We start from the raw sequence: 21,189 nt of genomic DNA on the forward strand, positions 1-21,189 counted from the left end.
TTATTTGTCGCCTTGGGTGTATTTTTCCAGATACCATTCGATCGTTTTGACGATACCGGTGTCGAAGTTTTCATCAGCCTTCCACCCCAGCTCGGTTTCAAGTTTCGTTGCATCGATCGCGTAGCGTCGGTCGTGCCCGGCACGGTCTTCGACGTAGGTAATTTGCGTTTTGTAGCTTTGTCCGTCTTTGCGCGGATGCATCGAATCCAGCAGCGTACAGATACGGTCGGCGATCTGGTTGTTGTTGCGTTCGTTGCGTCCTCCGATATTGTAAACCTCTCCGTTACGGCCGTTGCGGTAGACCAGGTCGATCCCTTTGCAGTGGTCGAGAACGTAAAGCCAGTCCCGGATGTTTTTGCCGTCGCCGTAGATGGGGATATTTTCGCCGCGAAGCGCTTTGCGGATAACGGTCGGAATCAGTTTTTCGTCGTGTTGTTTGGGACCGTAGTTGTTCGAGCAGTTGGTGATGACGGTATCCATTCCGTAGGTGTGGTGGTAGCTGCGCACGATCATATCGCTTCCGGCTTTGCTGGCGCTGTAAGGAGAGTTCGGTGCGTAGGGGGTCGTTTCACTGAACAGTCCGTTCTCGCCGAGCGTTCCGTAGACTTCGTCGGTGCTGATGTGGTGGAAACGGCACTCCTCGTATCCCTGCTTGCATACGAACGGTTTTTCCATCCAGTGCTTGTAGGCGACGTCGATGAGGGTGAAGGTACCGTTGACGTTGGTCTGGACGAAGACGCCGGGATTTTTGATCGAATTGTCGACATGGCTTTCGGCGGCAAAATGGATGACGCCGCGGATGTCGTACGTCTCAAAGAGCGATTCGACAAGGCCGCGGTCGCAGATGTCCCCTTTGATGAAAACGTGGCGTTCGTTGTTTTCGACTTCGGCAAGGTTTTCGAGATTCCCCGCATAGGTGAGGAGGTCGAGGTTGACGAGGCGAATATCGGGATGTTTTTCCAGAAAATAGGGGACGAAATTGCTGCCGATGAATCCGGCGCATCCGGTGACCAAAAGTGTTTTCATTGTTTCTCTCCTAATAGTGTGAGGCATTCTTTGAGCGAATCTTTCCAATAAGGAATCGTAACCCCCAGAGCGTTTTTGATCTTGGATTTGTTCAGCAAGCTGTAGTGCGGGCGCACCGCCGGGGTCGGGTACTGATCGGTGGTTAGCGCTTTGAGGTCGCACGCGATGCCTGAGAGTTCGAAGACCGCTTGGGCAAAATCGTACCAGCTGGCAACCCCTTCGTTGCTGTAGTGATAGATTTCGGGACGTTCGTTTTGCAGCCGCGGAAGGATTTCGAGGATCACCCGGGCCAGGTCCCGGGCATAGGTCGGGGTTCCTACCTGATCGAAGATGACGCCCAGCGAATCGCGTTCACGCCCCAGGCGGAGCATTGTTTTGACAAAATTGTTGCCGAAGCTCGAATAGACCCACGAAGTGCGGATGATGGCGGTGTTTTTGGGCGCTACCGAGAGGATCGCGTTTTCACCGTCGCGTTTGGTGCGGCCGTACACCCCCTGCGGATCGGTCGGATCGGTCTCGATATAAGGGCGATGGTTGCGCCCGTCGAAGACGTAATCGGTCGAAACGTGGATCAGGGAGCTTCCCGCACGTTTCGCGATTTTGGCCAGCATCGAAACGAAACGGTGGTTGACCGCGTCGGCGCCCTGGGGATCGGATTCGGCTTTGTCAACCGCCGTGTAGGCGGCACAGTTGATGATGGCATCGAATGTTTTACCCTCAAAAAAATCTTCCATTTTGCACAGGTTCGACAGATCGAGCGCGGAACGGTCGGTAAAGGTAAAAACGTAATCCGGATACGACGAAGCCAGTGTGCGGATTTCGCTGCCGAGTTGTCCGTTCATGCCCGTCACAAGGATATTACGCACGGGCACCCTTTGGGGCATAAAGATCAATCCCGTATTCGAACAGGTCCGCGTTCTCCAGTAGAGGCTGCGCGCCGTCTTTGGCCGAAAGCTGCAAATACTCGCCAGGAACGATCCAGTCGATACCGATTGCGGGATCATTGAACGCGACGCCCCGATCGCATTCGGGGCTGTAATAGCTGTCGACCTTGTACGCGAAGGTGCAGGTTTCGGAAAGGACGACAAACCCGTGGGCGAAACCGCGGGGAATGAAAAGTTGGCGTTTGTTTTCGCCCGAGAGGCGTACGGCGACGTGCTGACCGAACGTGGGGGAACCTTTGCGAATATCGACGGCGACGTCGAGCACTTCTCCTTCGATCACGCGTACCAGTTTGCTTTGCGCATGGGGCGGAAGCTGGTAGTGCAGCCCCCGCAGCACCCCGTAGCTGCTCGCGGATTCATTGTCCTGGCAAAAACTGACTTCGAAGCCGGCGAATTCCGCAAATTTGTCGGCGCGGAACGTTTCGACGAAATAACCCCGCGCGTCTCCATGGACCTTGGGATCGATGATGATCACGTCGGGGATGGCGGTACGCTGGAATGTCATCGCAGTACTTTCCCCTCGTTGGCCCGCCGGATCAGGTATTGCCCGTACTGGTTTTTGGAGAGGGGCTGTGCAAGTTCCAACAGCTTCTCTTTGGTGATGTATCCCATTTCGAAGGCGATCTCTTCGATACAGGCGACTTTGAGCCCCTGGCGGTTTTCGATGGTCTGGATGAACATGCTCGCTTCGAGGAGGCTTTCGTGGGTCCCCGTATCGAGCCACGCGTAGCCGCGCCCCATCAGTTCGACTTTGAGGGCGTTTTGGGCCAGGTAGGCCTGGTTGACGCTCGTAATCTCGAGTTCTCCCCGGTCGGAGGGTTGGACATTGCGGGCGATCTCGACGACGCTGTTCGGGTAAAAATAGAGCCCGACGACCGCATAGGAACTTTTGGGCGCCTTGGGTTTCTCCTCGATCGAGAGGACGTTCCCCGTTTCGTCGAATTCGGCAACGCCGTATCGCTCGGGGTCTTTGACCCAGTAGCCAAATACCGTCGCTTTGTTCTCTTCGGTCACGTTTTTGACCGACTGTGCCAAAAGTTGGGTGAGTCCGTGCCCGTAGAAGATATTGTCTCCCAGGACGAGGCAGACGTCATCGTCGCCGATGAAATCGGCCCCGAGGATGAAGGCCTGCGCAAGGCCGTCGGGGGAGGGTTGGACGCAGTATTCGAACCGCATTCCGATATCGCTGCCGTCCCCGAGCAGTTCTTCGAAACGGGGGAGATCGTGGGGTGTGGAGATTATGAGCACTTCGCGGATACCGGCGAGCATCAGTACCGAGAGAGGATAATAGATCATCGGTTTGTCGTAGATGGGGACGAGTTGTTTACTGACCCCTTTCGTGATCGGATAAAGACGCGTACCGCTTCCGCCGGCTAAAATAATCCCTTTCATGGCACTCCCGTAGGTAAACTGAATAAAATTAAAAGGATTATACGCAATGACGGATTAGATATCAATTTAAATAGCGGGGATTTCGAGAGAATTCAGATCAATCAGTGGCCAGAGGAAAAGGCTTGTCGGACGTATTCGGGGATTTTAAAAATAGGGAAGGGTGGCTCCGGATACTGGATTCGAACCAGTGACCAAGTGATTAACAGTCACCTACTCTACCGCTGAGCTAATCCGGAACAGAAAAAAAGGAAATTCTTAAAACGGTGGCTCCGGATACTGGATTCGAACCAGTGACCAAGTGATTAACAGTCACCTACTCTACCGCTGAGCTAATCCGGAATGTTTTTAAGAGGCGTAATTATACGGTATGAAGGTGCGATTGTCAATAAAAAAAGCGTTATTTTGAGCGTTTTCTGGCGATATTTTTCGCGGGAATATAAAAGACGACGTTGGAACGTTCGGTTCGGGCTATTTTTCCTTCCGAACAGAGTGTTTCGAAACGGCGTAGCGTCCCAGTATCGAAAAGCGCCTCGATGTCGTCACGGGTCAGGGGGCGTTTGTCGAGGGTATTGAGTATCTCGTCGTCGCTATACGGCGAGGGGGTAGCGTGCGCGTGGGTGCGTGAGACGATATGGATCGGTAATGCGGGATCAAAAAGACCCGCAATGGCGTGCAGTTCGGTGAAACTCAATCCTTCGACGGGATAGGCCGGAGGGCGGTCAATGGTTCCGATATCGATCCGTTCACAGGTAACTTCCCGTAAAGCACGGTTGAGTGCGGCGATTTGTGCGGGGGTGTCGTTGACCCCTTTGACAAAGAGGATCTCGATGAAAAGTTTCCCGCGGAAAACACGGGAAAAGCGGTGGATCGAATCGATTATCGATCGGACCTCTATCCCTTCTGCGGGGCGGTCAATTTTTTTAAAGACTTCCTGCGTGGCGGCATCGAGGGAGAGTTTGACCTGATCAAGGCGCAGCAGGGTATCGAAGACGACCGGATCGTTCAGGCAGGCGCTGTTGGAGAGAATCAGGGTTTGTGCGTTCCCTTTGATTGCGTCGATTTGTTCGACGAGCTCGCGCAGGTGGGGATACATCGTCGGCTCGCCGTTGGCCGTGATGGTGATGACGTCGATGGCGGGATGTTCGTTCAGCGCTTTTTGTAGATCGGCAATGACGCTGTTGAGGGGAATGACGTCATGCTGTGTTTTCACCGCCTTGGCGGGCGAGAGCTCGCAGTAGAGGCAGTCAAAATTGCACTGCTTGTGATCGGGCGAGAGATCGACACCCAGCGACGCGCCGAAACGACGGGAATAGACGGGGCCGAAGATCGTCTTCATTTGATCTTTTTGCTGACTCTGTGGCACTCGCGGACGAAGTGTTGCGCATTCTCGACGGGGACGTCGGGGAGAATGCCGTGGCCGAGGTTGAAGATATGGCGACGGCCACCCATGATCTCCTGGATCGCTTCGACACATGCGGTCGTCTGCTCTTTGGAGTAGAGGCGGCAGGGCTCCATGTTCCCCTGCAATACATAGCGCTCTCCCAGCTTTTCCTTGGCCAGCGCCATCGGCGTGCTCCAGTCGACGCCGAAGACGTCGAAGTTGCCGTAGACCTTGTCCAAAAACGCGGGAATCCCTTTGGGGAACATGATCACGGGGATGTGAGGATATTTGCCTTTGAGGTATTCGGCGATTTCGACCATGTAGCTCCAGGAGAACTCATCATAACGGCTCGGCTCGATCGCCGCGGCCCAGCTGTCGAAGATCTGCACCACGTCTACGCCCGCTTCGATCTGGTGTTCCATGTAAAGTTTGACCACGTCGGTCACTTTGCGCAGGATTTTGTGGAGCAGCTCGGGATTGGAATACATCATCTTTTTGCAGATGTTGTAGGTTTTGGTCCCCTGACCTTCGATCATGTAGGTGGCCAGCGTCCACGGCGCCCCCGTAAAGCCGATGAGGGCTTTTTCGTCGCCGCGCTCGTCGAGCTGTGCGCGCAAAATTTTGATCGTGTCGTAGACGTAGGTGAGGCGCGATGCCGCTTCGTCTCCGCCGACCAGATCGTTCAGGTCTTCTTCGGTTGCTATCGGTTTGTCGAAGACCGGCCCTTCGCCTTTGACGAAGTCGAGTTTCATCCCCATTTCGTTGGGGACGACGAGGATGTCGCTGAACAAAATCGCCGCATCGACACCGACGAGGTCGAGGGGCTGGATCGTGACTTCGGCGGCCATATCGGGGGCGTGGCAGAGGTTGAGAAAATTCCCGGCGCGCTTGCGTACCTCCATATACTCGGGAAGGTAGCGCCCGGCCTGGCGCATCATCCATACGGGGGTGTAGGGGGTTTCTTTGCCGAAGCAGGCATCGACGAAAATTTTGCTCATTATTGAATCCTTTTCAAAAATTATTTTTTTAGTGGTCGTGATGACCCACTTTGCTCAGGAAATAAAGCCCTACGGCGACGGCCGTGATGGAGAGGGCGAGATAGAGCAGTTCCAGTGCTCCGGTGAACGCCGTGTGTCCCACTTTTTGGAAAAACCCGACGACGAGGACCATGACGATGACTTTGGAAATCTTGTCTTTGAGCTGGTCGAGGGAGTGGACGGCGAGGAGCTGGTTCTCCTTGCCGTGTTCGTCCTTGGCCGGATCGATGTCGGAAATGAACAGTTCGTAAAGGCCGAACGAGAAGATGATCATCACGACCCCGATGAGGTAAAGGTCGACCGCCCCGATGATCCCCCCGACGATTTCCTCATGGAAGTGTGCGGGATGGGCATGGGCGGCATAGGTCTGAATGACGTAGGCCGCGGTATTGTAGACGTCGACGCTGGCGACGGCAAAAAGGACAAACGCTCCGATGAGGCCGAACACGACGGCAAGCAAAATGACGAGCCGCGTACTCCACAACCCGTGTTCAAAGAACTTTTCGATGAAATTCATCTTATTCTCCTTGCATTTCCACCCATTTTTGGGCGATACGGACCGCATTCGTCGCCGCACCGACGCGGAGGTTGTCGGCGACGACCCACAGGTGCAGGACATTGTCGCGGTAGAGGTCGCGGCGAATGCGTCCTACGAACGTCTCGTTCTGGTCCATACACATCGAGGGCATGGGGTAAACGCTGTTTTCAGGTTCATCCAGAACGATGATGTTGGGTGCTTTGCGGAGCAGCTCGCGGGCTTCGTCGGCGTCGACGGCACCGTCGAACGTCAAAGTCAGTGTTTCGGCATGGCCGCGCAGTGTCGGGATACGGACACAGGTTGCGCTCACTTCGATCTCCTTGTGCATGATCTTTTTCGTCTCGTTGACCATTTTGAGCTCTTCTTTCGTGTAGCCGGTGTCGGTGAACGAATCGATCTGCGGGATCGCGTTAAGGGCGATGCGGTGGGCGAATTTTTTCGGCTCCACTTCGTCGAGCTTGAAGGCGAAAAAGGCCTGCATCTGTTCGACGAGCTCTTCCATCGCCGATTTTCCGGCACCCGAGGTCGCCTGGTAGGTGCTGACGTCGACGCGGATCAGGTCGTACGCTTCATCCAGGGGCTTGAGCGCCTGTACCATCTGGATCGTCGAGCAGTTGGGGTTGGCGATGATCCCCGTGTTGGTCCACTGGGCGATATCTTCGGGGTTCACTTCGGGGACGACGAGCGGAACGTTGTCGAACATACGGAAATGGCTGGTGTTGTCGATGACGACCGCTCCGGCTTTGGCCGCGTAAGGGGCAAATTCGGCCGATACGCTTCCGCCCGCGCTGAAGAGGGCGATATCGATCTGTTCTTCGTCAAATACGGTCGGCGTGAGTTCTTTGATCACCAATTCCTGGTCATTGAACGTGACCGTAGTTCCGGCGCTGCGGGCGCTTGCGAGAGGTACGATCTTGGCATAGGGGAAGTCGATCTCTTCGAAAATGCGCAAGATCTCTTCGCCGACGGCGCCGCTGGCACCGACGATTGCAACGTTGTAACGTTTCATTGGAGGGTATCCTTGAAGGTGATAAAATTCACCGCATAATTTTTGGGCGATTATACCCAAACGGTGCTTATATTCGCCCCAAACCGCGCGCTTCGAGGAAGAGCTCTTCGGCGCCGATCCGATTTCCGTCACTGAGAATCGCGGAGCGTTCCACGACGGAGATCAGTTCGCGGATATTTCCCGGCCAGGAGTAGTTTTCCAGCGCCGCTTTGGCTTCGGGACTGAATGTTTTGGATTCAAAACCGTATCGCGCGCAGTAGCGTTCCAGCGCGGCTTCGGCGATCGGAAGAATCTCTTCGCGCCGCTCGCGCAGCGGAGGGATCAGAAGGGGGATCGTATTGAGGCGGTAATAGAGGTCTTCGCGGAAGCCCCCCTCTCCGATTTTCCGGCTGAGGTCGGCATTGGTAGCGGTGATGATCCGCACGTCGATTTTGGTGTTTTTCGACGATCCAAGCCGCCGGATTTCGCGCTCTTGCAGTACCCGGAGCAGTTTGGCCTGCAGGGAGTAGGGCATTTCGCCGATTTCGTCCAAAAACAGGGTCCCCCCCTCGGCGAGTTCGAATTGCCCCGCTTTGGCTTCGGCGGCATCGGTAAAGGCCCCTTTTTCAAATCCGAAGAGCTCGCTTTCGATCAGATTGTCGGGGATGGCGGCCATGTTGATCGCGACGAAAGGCTTGGAAGCACGGGGGGAAGAGTGATGAATGTGGCGGGCGAGGACCTCTTTTCCCACGCCGCTCTCTCCGAGGAGCATGATGCTCGCATCGGTTGCAGCCGCTTTGGCGAGGCGCTCGAGGAGTTTTTCGAGGGCGGGGGAGGTACCCAGAAACGATTCGCCCCCTTCTGTCTTGGCCGCCCCCGTTTTGGGGGTTTTGTGAACGACCGTCGCACTCCGTTCGATCGCGGCGATGAGGGTTTCGATTTCGAACGGCTTGAGGAGAAAATCCTTGACTCCCAGTTGGATCGATTCGATGGCACGGGTGAGGGTGGCGTTTCCGGTGATGATGATCACTTCGTATTTTCCGCCAAGCGTTTTGACGAATTCGATGCCGTCCATCCCGGGCATGTTGATGTCGCTGATGATGAGGTCGAACGTATCGTCGAGCTTTTTAAGGGCGTCACGGGCATTTTTGAAAGTGTGGACGTCGTATTGCTCGAAATCGCCCATGGCGATTTCGAGGGATTTACGCATGTTGATATCGTCTTCGACAATCGCGATTTTCATCCGGGGCCTTTTCAACGGTTATTTGATCAGGGCGATTGTAACAGACTCATCATTAAACTCGACTGCGTAACAGCGGGTAGGGAGGGTAAGGATCTCCTGCGTGCGGATCTGCGATTGTACGGTGCGGGTATCGCTTTTGATCCGCCCCGTTTCGAAGAGGGCATATTCGAGGAAAGCGCTTTTTTCTCGTTCCAAAACCTCTTTGAGAGGTTCTTGCGGACGACGTTGAAGGAAAAGTTCCTCCGAAATCCCACCGGTGCAGGTGCGCATCGCTTTGGAAACGTCGAAAGCTTCGTAAACGGGTTGGGAATTTTGGGTGGCGAGCCGGTACCCTACATAGTAGTGGTCGGCTCCGAAGCAGAGGGTAGGGATTAACGCAATACCCGTGAGTAAGACAGGGCGATTTCCATTTCGACTTCGCACAGACCCTCTTTGAACGTCGTATTGGTGACGTTGGCGCCGCGTACCAGCGCTTCGACCGACGTGCGGGTACTCGACTGGACGAGCATCAGGTTTTTAATGGTATCTTGCCCTTCGACCTGGACCCCTTTGACCTTTTCGGCAATCTGGCGGTAGCCGTCGGCCATGGCCGCGCGCTTGGCCAGCGCGTAAGCCTGTGCCGGAGAAGCGGTGACCGAAGGGGCGACGCCCTGGCCGGTGACGGTGATGACGAGTTCACTGTCGGATTTGAGAATGGGCTCGACACAGTTTCCGTCCGTGCCGCTGTAGACACATTTGACCTGTGTCTCCGATTCGTTGCCCGACAAAAAGCCCGCGTGCAGGGCGGATACGCTCAGAAATAACGCAAGAGCTGCAGAAATTCGCATACTGTGTTCCTTAAAGTTTCATTGACTTGGCTGATTTCAGCAAAAATCATTCCAATTCGAACGAACCTTCGTCGTTCTCGCCGTCGCCTTCTTCTTCGTCGTTTTTCGGGCAGCGTGAAATGCTCGCGACGTCATCCCCTTTGACGATGTATACACCGCTGGTGTTACGTCCGGATTTGGCAATCGTCTGCATGTCGACGCGGATCATTTTGCCCGCTTTGGTCAGCGCCATCATGTCCATGCTCTCGTCAACCATCAGACATCCGACGACGGTCGAACCTGTTTTGGCGTTGAGTTTCATCGCGATGACTCCGGACCCGGCACGGTTGGTGAGGCGGTATTCTTCCGCGGTCGTCCGTTTGCCGATCCCTTTTTCGCTTACCATGAGGATCTCTTCGTCGTCGGATTTGATGATGTTCGCATCGACGACCTGGTCGCCCTCGATCTTGAACTTGATACCGCGGACCCCGCGGGTGCTGCGTCCCTGGTCACGGGTTTTGTCAATTTCAAATTTGATGCACTGCGCGAATTTGGTGACGATGAAGAGGTATTTGGTCTCTTCGTTTGCAATGTGGGCAGTGACGAGAGTGTCCCCCTCATCGAGCACGATCGCACGAACGCCGGTGCTGCGGATGTTGGAGAATTCGTTCAGCGCCGTACGCTTGACGATACCGTTTTGGGTAAAGAAGACGAGCGATTTGTTTTCGTCGAAGTCGGTCGTCGGGATCACCGAACGGATCTTTTCGTCCGCTTCGAGGTTGATCAGGTTGACGACCGCTTTTCCTTTCGCCGTGCGTGATCCTTCGGGGATCTTGTACACTTTGAGCCAGTGCAGCTGTCCCCGGTCGGTGACGAACATCAGCGTATCGTGCGTGTTGCAGGTATAGAATTTTTCGATGAAGTCGTCGTCGTAGGTCGTGACGGCGACTTTGCCTTTGCCGCCGCGGCGCTGTTTTTCGTAAGCGGCGAGCGGTACCCGTTTGATGTAGCCGCGGTGGGTGATCGTAACGACCATCGGTTCGTTGGGGATCAGGTCTTCGATGTTGATATCGTCGTAGTTGTCCTCGATGTCGGTCAGACGCGGGATGTTGTACTGTTCGACGAGCTCGGTGAACTCCTCTTTGATGATCCCTTTGAGAACCTCTTCGCTGCGGAGGATGCTCTCGAGGTATTCGATGTGTGCGAGGATTTCGCGCAGTTCGTTTTCGATTTTTTCACGCTCGAGTCCGGTGAGGCGCTGCAGACGCATGTCGAGAATCGCCTGCGCCTGGATGGGGGAGAAACCGAATTGCTCCATCAGGCCGTTTTTCGCGCTCTCGCCGTCCGCGCTGCCGCGGATCAGTTTGATGATCGCGTCGATGTGATCGAGCGCTTTTTTCAGACCTTCGAGGATATGGGCGCGGGCTTTGGCTTTTTCGAGATCGAAAATCGTGCGGCGGATAATGACCGTTTTGCGGTGATTGATGAAATGGCCCAACATTTCGAGCAGGGTGAAGACGCGGGGCTCCTGGTTGAACGTCGAGAGCATGATGATCCCGAACGTCGTCTCCATGTTCGTCGATTTGTAAAGGTTGTTGAGGACGATTTCGCTCATCGCGTCACGTTTGAGTTCGATAACGACACGGATCCCTTCACGGTCGGATTCGTCGCGGATTTCGCTGATCCCCTCGATAAATTTGTCTTTGACGAGTTCGGCGATGCTTTCGATCAAGCGCGCTTTATTGACCTGGTAGGGGAGTTCGTCGATGACGATGACGTCTTTGTTCGATTTTTTCTCGATGTGGGTTTTGGCCCGTACGCGGATACGTCCCCGGCCGGTTTCGTACGCGTCCAGGATCCCTTTTTTCCCGTAGATGGTACCGCCCGTCGGGAAGTCGGGGGCTTTGATAAACTGCATGATGTCGATCAGCGAAGCACCCGGATTGTCGATCAGGTAGACGAGCGCCTGAAGCACTTCCTGGGGATTGTGGGGAGGAATGTTCGTCGCCATACCGACGGCGATACCGGCCGAACCGTTGATCAGAAGATTCGGAACGCGGGTCGGAAGGACGTCGGGTTCTTGCGTCGTGCCGTCGTAGTTGTCGACCATGTCGACGGTGTCTTTGTCGAGGTCTTTAAGCAGTTCCCCCGCATAGCGGGTCATCCGCGCTTCGGTATAACGCATGGCCGCGGCGTTGTCGCCGTCGACCGAACCGAAGTTCCCCTGCCCGTCGACGAGCGGTGCGCGCATCGAGAACGGTTGGGCCATACGGACGAGGGCGTCGTAGACGGAGGTGTCGCCGTGCGGGTGGTACTGACCGATGACATCCCCGACGATACGGGCTGATTTTTTGTACTTGGCGCCTGCGGAGAGGTTGAGTTTATCCATCGCGTAGAGAATACGGCGGTGTACCGGTTTGAGCCCGTCGCGTACATCGGGAAGCGCCCGCCCGATGATGACGCTCATCGAATAGTCGAGGTAACTGCTCTTGAGGGTGTCCTCAATATTAATATCGTTGATTTCGCTGTTGTCTAGCAGATCGTTCATTTCGTCCCCGGAAAGTGAAGATTGGTTGGCTGATTATAGCTCAACGAGACTTAAAGTCTCAAAATCTGTTTTTTTCGGATCGACGGGCGCTTCATTGCTTAATTAATTAAATAAGGTTACAATTATTCAAACGATTACCTACGATGCGGAGATATCCATTATTATGAAAAAAATTGAAGCGGTTATCAAACCTTTTAAACTCGAAGACGTGAAAGACGCCCTGGCCGAAATCGGGATCACCGGGATGACGGTGAGCGAAGTCAAGGGATACGGACGCCAGAAAGGGCACAGTGAACTCTACCGGGGTGCCGAGTACGTCGTCGATTTCCTTCCCAAAATCAAAATGGAAATGATCGTGGATGACGCTATGGCCGATCAGGTCGTCAGCACGATCGTCGAAGCGGCCCGTACCGGCAAAATCGGCGACGGCAAGATTTTTGTCAGCGATGTCGAGCGTATCATCCGTATCCGTACGGGCGAAACCGACGGCGACGCGATCTAATCCCCTTTATTAATGTACCCGCGCGCCCGCGCGGGCGGCCCCTTTCCCCCCATTTTTGACTGCTTTCTAAATGATCTTTATAATTGATTAAAAAATAATCAACAACGTGCATCTTCTTGATTCCCTTAGCTTGTACAATGGTACGTGACATTTCAGTTAATACGGGATTGTTCGAAGGATCAACCTACATAAGGAGAGGATAATGAAAAAGTGGCTTTTAGCTTTATCGCTACTTGGCGTATCGGCATTTGCCGAAGAAGCGGCCGCAGCACCTGTACTCAATTCGGGTGATACGGCTTGGATGATGATGTCGACGGCGCTGGTCATGCTGATGACGCCGATCGGTCTGGCAATGTTCTATGCGGGGATGACGAGAGCGAAAAACGTTCTCAACACCTACGCCATGGTATTCGGAGCGTTTGTCGTCGCGTTTATCGCGTGGGTTGTCGCCGGTTTCTCGATTGCGTTCGGAACGGCGGAAGGGCCGATGAATCAGGTCATCGGGGGATTCGGTCATCTGATGCTCAGCGGTATCAGCTGGACGGAGTTTGCGAGCGTTGATCTGGGACAGCTTTATCCGAAGTTCGTCTTTGTCGTTTTCCAGGGAACATTCGCCGCGATCACGGTGGCGATTGCCGCGGGATCGGTGATTGAGCGGATGAAGTTTTCGACGTGGATGGTGTTCGCTTTCATCTGGACGATCGTGGTCTACGCTCCGATTACCCATATGGTATGGGGCGGCGGTTACCTGTTCAACGAAGGGGCTCTTGATTTCGCCGGCGGTACCGTCGTGCACATGAACGGCGGTTTGGCCGGTCTGGTACTTGCGCTGCTGATCGGCAAACGTGCGGGCTATCCGAAAACGGCGATGAAACCCGCCAGCGTCATTCTCACCGCCATCGGTGCCGGGCTGCTCTGGTTCGGATGGTACGGATTCAACGGGGGATCGGCTTTCGGTGCCAACGCGATTGCGGGTGTCGCCTATCTGACGACGACGATTGCGGCTGCGGTAGCGACCCTGACATGGATCATCGTGGAGTACGCGGTGTTCAAAAAACCCACCCTGCTCGGTGCGGCGACCGGTGCGATCGCGGGTCTGGTCGCCATCACTCCGGCTGCCGGTTTCGTCGATGTCTCGGGTGCATTCATTATCGGTGCGGTGGGAGCCCTCGTAGCGTTCTACGGCGTGACGGTGCTGAAGAAAAAACTGGGCTATGACGATTCACTCGACGCTTTCGGGGTTCACTTCCTCGCAGGTCTTTGGGGTGCGATCGCGACGGGTGTCTTCGCTCTGTACACTCCTAACGGCGACAACGCGCTGTTGTGGTCGGGGCCGCTCAAAGACGCGGGTGACCGTATGGGACAGATCATGGTACAGGCGGAGTCGGTACTGATCGTCGGACTTTTCACCCTGGTCGGAACGATCGTGGTCTACTACGTCGCGATGGCATTGACGGGAGGTTCGCGTGTCAACGAGGAGCAGGAGAGCCAGGGGCTTGACGAATCGGTACACGGCGAACGCGGATTTAACCTATAAGGAACAGACAATGAAAAAAATTGAAGCGGTTATCAAACCTTTTAAATTGGAAGACGTCAAGGATGCGTTGGCCGAGATCGGAATCACCGGGATGACGGTGAGCGAGGTCAAAGGTTACGGACGCCAGAAAGGGCACAGCGAACTCTATCGCGGTGCCGAATACGTGGTCGATTTCCTCCCCAAAATCAAAATGGAGATGGTGGTGGACGACGCGATGGTAGACCAGGTGGTCAATACCGTCGTCGAAGCGGCCCGCACCGGCAAAATCGGGGACGGGAAAATTTTCGTCAGCGATGTCAGTAAAATCGTCCGTATCCGTACGGGCGAAACGGATGTCGAAGCCATTTAACGCTGATGCATACACCCCCCCCGGAAGTTGCCCGCATCTTTTGGATGCGGGCAGCTTCCATTTTGATTAAAAATTAATCAATTATTCTTCTCTGTTCCCTACGATTGCATTTATAATGCCCGTCTTGATATTCTGATAAAGGCGAAGTATGGATCTTTCCTACGCACTTGATACCCTGTTTGCCCTTTTTTCGATCACCTTGATCATCCTGATGGTCCCCGGTTTCGCCATGCTCGAAGCGGGTCTGGTACGGACGAAAAACGTCTCCAGCGTGTTGACGGTCAACGTCATGATCTACGCCGTGGCGTCGATGGCGTTTATCCTCGTCGGATTCGAGCTGGCTTTTGGCGGTTATCACAGCACCTCGATGAGCCAGTGGGCGTTTTTCATGTTTCAGATGGCGTTTGTCGGTAAAGCGATCAACATTATGAGCGGCGGTGTCGGCGAGCGTGCGAAACTGCTTCCTCTCACCCTTTTCACCGTTATCATGGGTGCCTTGATCTACCCCACGTCGGTCAACATCAGCTGGGGGAGCGACTGGCTCAAGGATACGGTGCTGGATCTGAACTTCGTCGATCTGGCCGGTTCCACCGTCATCCACTCGACGGGGGGATGGGCGCTGCTGGCCGCGATTCTCATCATTGGGGCGCGTAAAGGGCGTTATGCCGGAAACCAGATCCGGGTCATCCCCGCATCCAATATCCCGCTCGTCGTTCTGGGCGCGATGCTGCTGTGGATCGGATGGTTCGGGTTCAACGGCGGATCGGTCGGTAGCATCGCGACCAAAGAGGCCGCCGACAGCGTCGCGCTGACGGTATTCAATACCAATACGGCCGGACTGGCCGGTGCGATTGCGGCGGGAGTGCTGATCTACATCCGCTACCGTCTGTTTGATATCACGATGATTCTCAACGGGGCGCTGGGGGGACTCGTCGCGATCACCGCCGGCCCGCACCTTTATGCGACGGCGGATGCAATCGCGGTCGGGGGGATCGGCGGCGCGCTGGTCGTTCTGGCGGTTCCGCTGTTTGACCGTTTCCGAATCGACGATCCCGTCGGGGCTTTGTCGGTGCACCTGGTAAACGGAATCTGGGGGACCCTGGCGGTCGGAGTGTTCGCCGCGGATCCTGCCGGCGGGGTGACGTTTCTCAACCAGCTCAAAGGAGTTGCGGTCATCGGGGCGTTCGTATTTGGCGTGTCGTTTGCCCTGATTTACCTGATCAACATCGTGATTCCGTTCCGTGCAAGCGACGAGGAACAGCTTCAGGGCCTCGACGTCAGCGAATGCGGGCTGGAGTCGTATCCCGAGTTCAAACGGGCTATTTAACACTGCTGTAACATTTCTTCACTATTCTTTCCGCGGAGGTTTTTCCTCCGCAAAGACTCTTTTACCAACCTCGTTGTATAATCGGTTATTGTTTATGAAGTGAAAAGGGATTTGATGAGTATATACCGTGAATATGACATCCGGGGCATTTTTGACAAAGAACTGAACGAAGAGACGATTACCCGCCTGGGGTACGCGCTGGCCGATGAAATGCGACCGTTCGGAGAGTACGTCGCGGTCGGATACGACGCGCGCAGCCATTCGCCGATTCTGTTTGAATATCTTGCCGCCGGGTTGAATGCCGGAGGGATGAAAGTGCTCGGGATGGGGATGGTTCCTACCCCCGTTAACTATTTTTGCAATTATCAGGAATTCGAGGGAATTACACCTTGTGCATCGGTAATGATCACCGGATCGCACAATCCGAGCGAATACAACGGATTCAAAATCACGATCAACAAGGCTCCGTTTTTCGGTGAGCAGATTTATGCTTTAGGACGTAAAATCGACACCTTGCCCTTTCCGCCGAAAGTGGATCGCGACGTGACGCCAATCGATGCGTTGAGCCGATACAAATCGTTCATGATCGATGCCTTCGCGCATCTCAAAGGGATGAAAACCAGGATTGTTTACGATTGCGGCAACGGGGTCGCCGGATTGGGGCTGGTGGATATTTTCAGCGCGTTGGAACTCGATACGAAAGGGATTTACGTCGATCCGGACGGAACGTTTCCCAATCACCACCCCGATCCGAGCGAAGAACACAATCTCGAAGATGTCAAAGCGTTGTTGGAAAAAGAGGGGGACATCGCGTTCGCCTACGACGGCGATTCCGACCGCATTGCGGTATTGACGCCTAAAAACAACATCAAAGGGGATATGATGGCCCTGTTGTATGCGATGAAAATGGAACATCCGACCGTCATCGGAGAGGTGAAATGCTCGCAGGTGATGTACGATACGCTCCGCGAGCGCGGAGCGACGGCGGTGATGTACAAAACGGGACACTCCAACCTCAAAGTGAAGATGAAAGAGCTTCATGCCGACCTGGCGTGCGAAGTGAGCGGTCACGTCTTTTTTGCCGACCGTTATTTCGGGTACGACGACGCGATCTACGCGACGCTCCGGATGCTGGAGCTGATCCAGGAGGGGATCGACCTCGATGCCGAGATCGCCAAGCTTCCGAAAGTGTTTTCGACCGAAGAGATCAAGGTGAAAACGACCGAGCAGGAAAAATTCCCCCTTATCGCGAAACTCAAGGAACTGCTGAAAAATCCGCCTGCCGGATTTCCGGCCATCCGCGAGATCATCGATGTCGACGGGGTACGGGTCATTTTCGACCACGGATGGGGGCTGGTCCGCGCCAGCAACACGACCCCGGTCCTCGTCACCCGCTTCGAATCGACGGATGAGGCCGAAGCCAAACGCTACGAAGAAGCCCTCAACGCCCTCATCCAGACCGCTCAACAAGAACTAAAGGCATAACCCATGAAAACAATCACCCTCACGATGCCGCTGGACATGCACCTTCACCTCCGCGACGGCGAGATGCTCGAAACCGTCGCCCCCCTGACGTCGTACAGTTTCAGCGGGGCGCTCGTAATGCCCAACCTCGTCCCCCCTGTAACGACCAAAGAGATGGTGCTGGGGTACAAAGAGCGGATTTTGCATGCGACGGGGGCGGATGATTTCGAACCCTATATGACGTTGTTTTACCAAAACTACAGCCGTGCTTTCCTCGAAGAGGTCAAAGACGACATCACTGCGATCAAACTCTACCCCAGCGGGGTGACGACGAACTCCGAAGGGGGCGTCGCCTCCTTCGACATCGAGTCGATGCGCGAGACGCTCGAAGCGATGAGCGATCTTGGGATCGTCCTCTCGGTACACGGCGAGACAAACGGTTTCGTCATGGACCGCGAAGCGGAATTTATGAGCGTCTACGAGATGCTGGCCTCCCATTTTCCGAAACTCAAGATCGTGATGGAACACATCACGACCCGCGATGCGGTGGAGATGCTGGACAAATACGACAACCTTTATGCGACGATCACGGTGCACCATCTTCTGATCACGCTTGATGACGTTGCGGGGGGATTGTTGCGGCCGCATCTGTTCTGCAAACCGATCGCCAAGCGCCCCCACGACCGTGACGCACTGCTGAGCGTGGCGCTCGAAGCGCACCCCAAGGTGATGTTCGGCTCCGACAGCGCCCCCCATCCCAAACACACGAAAGAATCGTGCGGCTGCGGGGCCGGGGTCTTTACCGCCCCCATCGCGCTGCAGCTGCTGTGCGAGATTTTCGACGCCCACGGCAAGCTCGACAACCTGCAGGCGTTCGTCAGCGACAACGCGCAGCGGATTTACGGCATCTGTGCGGAGTACAAAGAAGTAACCCTCGCAAAACGCGAATTCCACGTCCCCGACATCTACGGCAGCGTCGTACCGATGAGGGCGGGCGAAATTCTCAAATGGTCGATCGAGCGTGTCGACTAAAATCCTCCTCCTCGAAGACGACCTCCTGTTCGGCGAATCGATCGCCGATTTATTGGAGGAAGAAGGATTCGAGGTCTGTTTTTGCCGCAACGGCCAGGAAGCGCTGGACGCAACCTATGTCAACCATTTCGATCTGTACCTGCTTGACATCAACGTTCCGCTGATCGATGGCCTCTCCCTGCTGCGTGAACTCCGGCGCGCCAACGATATGACCCCCACGATTTATCTCACTTCCCATCAGGAGACGGGAGTGCTCTCCGAAGCGTTCGAAATCGGTGCCGAAGATTACCTGAAAAAGCCTTTTGATACGGAGGAACTGATCGTCCGGGTCCATGCCCTTCTGCGCCGGAGCAAGGGGAATACCCGACGGTGTGCGGGGGATTTGTGCATCGACGAGCGGCACAAATGCGTGATGCTCGGTGACAAAGAGATCCCTTTTACCCTCAAAGAATACCAGCTCATGGCGCTGTTCATCCAAAACGTGGGAGAGATTGTCACGAAAGAGATGATTATGGATGCGTTGTGGAGCCCGTCGGAAATGATCAGCGAAGGGGCGGTGCGGGTCTATATCAACCGTCTCAAGCAGGAGATCGGCTCGGAGCGGATTGTCAACATTCGCGGCGTGGGGTATCGGCTTGTTCCGTAGTGTCGAAATCGCCCTCACGTCGCTGTACGTTTTCACGACGGCGGTACTGGTCGGAGGGATCTATTACCTGCATCAGGTGATCGGGTTTCAGCAGTGGGGGGTGATTGCCCTGGGGGTGCTGCTCGTAACCGTCGGGGTGGGAAGGATCCTGGCCAAAATCGCCCTCGATCCGCTCAGAGAACATTTTGACCATCTCGAACGCCTCTCGAAAGAGACGCTGCACGAGCTTAATCTCCCGGTGAACACCATCACCGCCAACGTAGAGATGCTTCGTAAAACGAATACCGACGAAAAAAGCCTCAAGCGGCTCGAACGGATCGAGACGGCGGCAACGATGCTCAAAGAACGGTATAATGAGCTCGATTATTTGATCAAAAAGCAGATGGAACGTGAGCGGATCGAAGCGTTCGATCTCGAATCGGCGGTTCGCGAACGGCTCGATTTTCTCCGTCCCCTCTACCCCGGGACGGCGTGGGAAGTGCGTACCGTGCCCCACAACGTGGAATGCGACCGGATAGGATTGGGAAAGGTGATCGACAATCTCGTTGAAAACGGGATCAAGTACTCTGCCCAGTCCCCCGTCATTTCGATCGTTATGGAGTCCAATACCCTCAGCATCTGCGACAGGGGAAAGGGGATGGACGAGATCACCCTGATGCGGATCTATGATCGTTATTACCAAAGCGATGATGCGATGGCGGGGTACGGGATCGGCCTGGGACTGGTCAAACGTTATTGCGACCGTCACGGCATCGGATTGCATGTCGCTTCCCGACCGGGGGAGGGGACGTGCGTCAAACTTGAATTTAAAAAAGGAGAAAAACAGAATGGATAACAGTTGGCTTACGTGGGCGGAACAGGCACTTGACTACGGAGTAATCGGGATTTTGGTGGTGATGAGCGTCGTGTCGCTGTGGTTTTTTATCGAGCGTCTGATGACCTACGGGTCGATCCGCATCGGGGATTACGAGACGAAAGAGGAGCTCGAGCTGGATCTAGGCAACAACGTCAGCACCATTGCGACGATCGGATCGAACGCCCCTTACGTAGGGCTTCTGGGAACGGTTTTGGGGATTATGATCACTTTTTATGCCCTGGGAGACGCCGGTGCGGTCGATCCCAAAAAGATTATGACGGGTCTGGCATTGGCGCTAAAAGCGACGGCGATGGGTCTTGTGGTCGCGATCCCCTCGATCGTGTTCTACAATATCCTGCTGCGGAAAATGGAAAAGATCATCACCCGTTGGGAAATCCAGAACAAAACCAAAGGATAACCGATGAAGAAAATGAAACGGATCGATTCGATCAACGTCATCCCCTTCATCGACATCATGCTGGTGTTGCTGGTGATGGTGCTTACCACCGCGACGTTCGTCAAAACGGGACTGATCCCCGTCGATCTCCCCGAAGCCAAAGGCGCTTCGGCCGAGCATAAGCCCAGCGAGCTGAAGCTTACGATCAAAAAAGACGGGACGCTGTGGATTGACGAGAAGACGCAGGTGAGCCTGGAACAGTTCGAACAACAAGTGATCCGGGGGGGCAAGGAGATGACGGTGGTCCTCTACAGCGACAAAGAGGCCGCATTCCAGAACTTTGTCGGCGTTATGGACGTTCTTAAACGTCTCGGGCACGAGCAGCTCTACATCGTCACCGACAAAAAGTAAACCATGCATCGGATCAGCAACTACGTTTACGCCCGTGACGAGCTGCTGGGGATGGAGATACCCACCAAACGTCTTCCCAACCCCTACCGCGATTTTCCCTACATGGTGCTCGAAGGGGTTCTAAGCCCCGCAGAGTGCCGTGCCATCACCGAGTCTGCGTTGGCGGACCGCGACGGGGTAGCCGCAGAACTTCGGGGAAAATCGCTCGACACGGCGATCCGTAAGACCGATATCCATACGCTGACCCCCGGCCATCGTGCGGTGTATGAGGCCTGTTTTGCCGCGGTTCGCACGGAAATTGAACAATTTTTTGCCCTCTCGCTGGGGGGTGGGACCGATGTGCAGGTCCTGGGGTATGGGCCCGGATCGTTTTACGTCCGGCACTCGGACGATTCGAGCGAACTGCGCGACAGTGAGGGGAACACGATAGGATTTCGCGCCGTCGCCCCGGAGCGGAAGCTCACGACGGTGTTGTTTACGACCTCTTACACCCCCCATCCGACCGATACGGACCACTTCAGCGGAGGAGAACTGCTTTTCAACTACCTTTGCGACGAGTCGGGAAACACGATTACGCTGCGTCCCGAAGCGGGGGATATGGTCGTGTTTCTTTCCAACCCCTATTTCTCTCATGAAGTACTTCCGGTTAAAGAGGGATTCCGCCTCTCACTCGTACAGTGGCACGATGCCCACTTTTAAAAAGATTAAAAAGACGAAACCAATTTCCGGTTATAAGTTATAATTTCTCCATCAATTATAACGAGG

Annotated in this window: 23 protein-coding genes and 2 tRNA genes; 11 read left to right on the forward strand and 14 right to left on the reverse strand. The window is 54.9% G+C overall.

The annotated features are described in order from the left end of the window. The 14 genes from rfbB to gyrA all read right to left on the reverse strand — a co-directional run bounded on the left by rfbB (nucleotide 1) and on the right by gyrA (nucleotide 11,903). Nucleotides 1-1,026 carry a dTDP-glucose 4,6-dehydratase gene (rfbB, locus tag AB1763_10565; GenBank protein MEW5833268.1) on the reverse strand — a complete coding sequence of 342 codons (1,026 nt, stop codon included), beginning with the start codon at nucleotides 1,024-1,026 and terminating at the stop codon, nucleotides 1-3. Next, on the reverse strand, nucleotides 1,023-1,892 hold the full coding sequence (gene rfbD / locus AB1763_10570; GenBank protein ID MEW5833269.1) for a dTDP-4-dehydrorhamnose reductase: 870 nt from the start codon (nucleotides 1,890-1,892) through the stop codon (nucleotides 1,023-1,025). Before rfbD ends, rfbB begins: the two co-directional genes overlap by 4 nt. After that, nucleotides 1,885-2,475, reverse strand: a complete 591-nt coding sequence (gene rfbC, locus AB1763_10575; GenBank protein ID MEW5833270.1) for a dTDP-4-dehydrorhamnose 3,5-epimerase — start codon at nucleotides 2,473-2,475, stop codon at nucleotides 1,885-1,887. Before rfbC ends, rfbD begins: the two co-directional genes overlap by 8 nt. Beyond that, complete coding sequence (rfbA, locus tag AB1763_10580; GenBank protein MEW5833271.1) at nucleotides 2,472-3,362, reverse strand: glucose-1-phosphate thymidylyltransferase RfbA; 891 nt, start codon at nucleotides 3,360-3,362, stop codon at nucleotides 2,472-2,474. The genes rfbC and rfbA overlap by 4 nt, the downstream gene beginning before the upstream one ends. A gap of 161 nt (nucleotides 3,363-3,523) precedes the next feature. Further along, nucleotides 3,524-3,598: transfer RNA gene (locus tag AB1763_10585), tRNA-Asn, on the reverse strand. Nucleotides 3,599-3,626: 28 nt separating this feature from the next. After that, nucleotides 3,627-3,701 (reverse strand) — tRNA-Asn (locus AB1763_10590). Between the two features lie 58 nt (nucleotides 3,702-3,759). Beyond that, a complete protein-coding gene (locus AB1763_10595; GenBank protein ID MEW5833272.1) occupies nucleotides 3,760-4,698 on the reverse strand; it encodes a radical SAM protein in 939 nt (312 codons plus the stop codon). Then, nucleotides 4,695-5,741, reverse strand: coding sequence for a uroporphyrinogen decarboxylase (hemE, locus tag AB1763_10600; GenBank protein ID MEW5833273.1), 1,047 nt, complete (start codon nucleotides 5,739-5,741; stop codon nucleotides 4,695-4,697). Before hemE ends, AB1763_10595 begins: the two co-directional genes overlap by 4 nt. A 28-nt stretch (nucleotides 5,742-5,769) precedes the next feature. Then, nucleotides 5,770-6,297, reverse strand: coding sequence for a YqhA family protein (locus tag AB1763_10605; GenBank protein MEW5833274.1), 528 nt, complete (start codon nucleotides 6,295-6,297; stop codon nucleotides 5,770-5,772). 1 nt (nucleotide 6,298) lies between these two features. Further along, complete coding sequence (locus tag AB1763_10610; protein MEW5833275.1) at nucleotides 6,299-7,327, reverse strand: aspartate-semialdehyde dehydrogenase; 1,029 nt, start codon at nucleotides 7,325-7,327, stop codon at nucleotides 6,299-6,301. A gap of 67 nt (nucleotides 7,328-7,394) precedes the next feature. Continuing rightward, nucleotides 7,395-8,549, reverse strand: a complete 1,155-nt coding sequence (locus AB1763_10615; GenBank protein ID MEW5833276.1) for a sigma-54 dependent transcriptional regulator — start codon at nucleotides 8,547-8,549, stop codon at nucleotides 7,395-7,397. 18 nt (nucleotides 8,550-8,567) lie between these two features. Further along, the gene (locus tag AB1763_10620; protein ID MEW5833277.1) at nucleotides 8,568-8,972 is read right to left on the reverse strand and encodes a hypothetical protein; all 405 of its coding nucleotides are present in this window, start codon (nucleotides 8,970-8,972) and stop codon (nucleotides 8,568-8,570) included. Then, the gene (locus AB1763_10625; GenBank protein MEW5833278.1) at nucleotides 8,921-9,376 is read right to left on the reverse strand and encodes an LPP20 family lipoprotein; all 456 of its coding nucleotides are present in this window, start codon (nucleotides 9,374-9,376) and stop codon (nucleotides 8,921-8,923) included. The genes AB1763_10620 and AB1763_10625 overlap by 52 nt, the downstream gene beginning before the upstream one ends. 46 nt (nucleotides 9,377-9,422) lie before the next feature. After that, nucleotides 9,423-11,903, reverse strand: a complete 2,481-nt coding sequence (gene gyrA / locus AB1763_10630) for a DNA gyrase subunit A (GenBank protein ID MEW5833279.1) — start codon at nucleotides 11,901-11,903, stop codon at nucleotides 9,423-9,425. A 163-nt stretch (nucleotides 11,904-12,066) separates the two neighbouring features. Between gyrA and AB1763_10635 the strand changes: the two genes are divergently transcribed. The 11 genes from AB1763_10635 to AB1763_10685 all read left to right on the forward strand — a co-directional run bounded on the left by AB1763_10635 (nucleotide 12,067) and on the right by AB1763_10685 (nucleotide 21,123). Continuing rightward, the gene (locus AB1763_10635; GenBank protein MEW5833280.1) at nucleotides 12,067-12,405 is read left to right on the forward strand and encodes a P-II family nitrogen regulator; all 339 of its coding nucleotides are present in this window, start codon (nucleotides 12,067-12,069) and stop codon (nucleotides 12,403-12,405) included. A 202-nt stretch (nucleotides 12,406-12,607) separates the two neighbouring features. Then, on the forward strand, nucleotides 12,608-13,942 hold the full coding sequence (locus tag AB1763_10640) for an ammonium transporter (GenBank protein MEW5833281.1): 1,335 nt from the start codon (nucleotides 12,608-12,610) through the stop codon (nucleotides 13,940-13,942). Between the two features lie 10 nt (nucleotides 13,943-13,952). Then, nucleotides 13,953-14,291: a P-II family nitrogen regulator gene (locus AB1763_10645; protein ID MEW5833282.1), complete on the forward strand. Its 339-nt coding sequence runs from the start codon at nucleotides 13,953-13,955 to the stop codon at nucleotides 14,289-14,291. Between the two features lie 148 nt (nucleotides 14,292-14,439). Continuing rightward, entirely contained in the window at nucleotides 14,440-15,618 is a 1,179-nt protein-coding gene (locus AB1763_10650) for an ammonium transporter (protein ID MEW5833283.1), read from the forward strand. 114 nt (nucleotides 15,619-15,732) lie between these two features. After that, entirely contained in the window at nucleotides 15,733-17,103 is a 1,371-nt protein-coding gene (locus AB1763_10655) for a phosphomannomutase/phosphoglucomutase (GenBank protein MEW5833284.1), read from the forward strand. A 3-nt stretch (nucleotides 17,104-17,106) separates the two neighbouring features. Next, nucleotides 17,107-18,114, forward strand: a complete 1,008-nt coding sequence (pyrC, locus tag AB1763_10660; protein ID MEW5833285.1) for a dihydroorotase — start codon at nucleotides 17,107-17,109, stop codon at nucleotides 18,112-18,114. Continuing rightward, complete coding sequence (locus AB1763_10665) at nucleotides 18,104-18,760, forward strand: response regulator transcription factor (GenBank protein MEW5833286.1); 657 nt, start codon at nucleotides 18,104-18,106, stop codon at nucleotides 18,758-18,760. Before pyrC ends, AB1763_10665 begins: the two co-directional genes overlap by 11 nt. Further along, nucleotides 18,720-19,595 carry a HAMP domain-containing sensor histidine kinase gene (locus AB1763_10670; protein ID MEW5833287.1) on the forward strand — a complete coding sequence of 292 codons (876 nt, stop codon included), beginning with the start codon at nucleotides 18,720-18,722 and terminating at the stop codon, nucleotides 19,593-19,595. The genes AB1763_10665 and AB1763_10670 overlap by 41 nt, the downstream gene beginning before the upstream one ends. Continuing rightward, entirely contained in the window at nucleotides 19,588-20,034 is a 447-nt protein-coding gene (gene exbB, locus AB1763_10675) for a TonB-system energizer ExbB (protein ID MEW5833288.1), read from the forward strand. Before AB1763_10670 ends, exbB begins: the two co-directional genes overlap by 8 nt. 3 nt (nucleotides 20,035-20,037) lie before the next feature. Beyond that, nucleotides 20,038-20,424, forward strand: a complete 387-nt coding sequence (locus AB1763_10680) for a biopolymer transporter ExbD (protein ID MEW5833289.1) — start codon at nucleotides 20,038-20,040, stop codon at nucleotides 20,422-20,424. Nucleotides 20,425-20,427: 3 nt separating this feature from the next. Further along, nucleotides 20,428-21,123, forward strand: coding sequence for a 2OG-Fe(II) oxygenase (locus AB1763_10685; GenBank protein ID MEW5833290.1), 696 nt, complete (start codon nucleotides 20,428-20,430; stop codon nucleotides 21,121-21,123). Nucleotides 21,124-21,189 lie beyond the last annotated feature (66 nt).

It is taken from the genome of Campylobacterota bacterium, from assembly GCA_040752835.1.
GTDB lineage: Bacteria > Campylobacterota > Campylobacteria > Campylobacterales > Sulfurimonadaceae > Sulfuricurvum.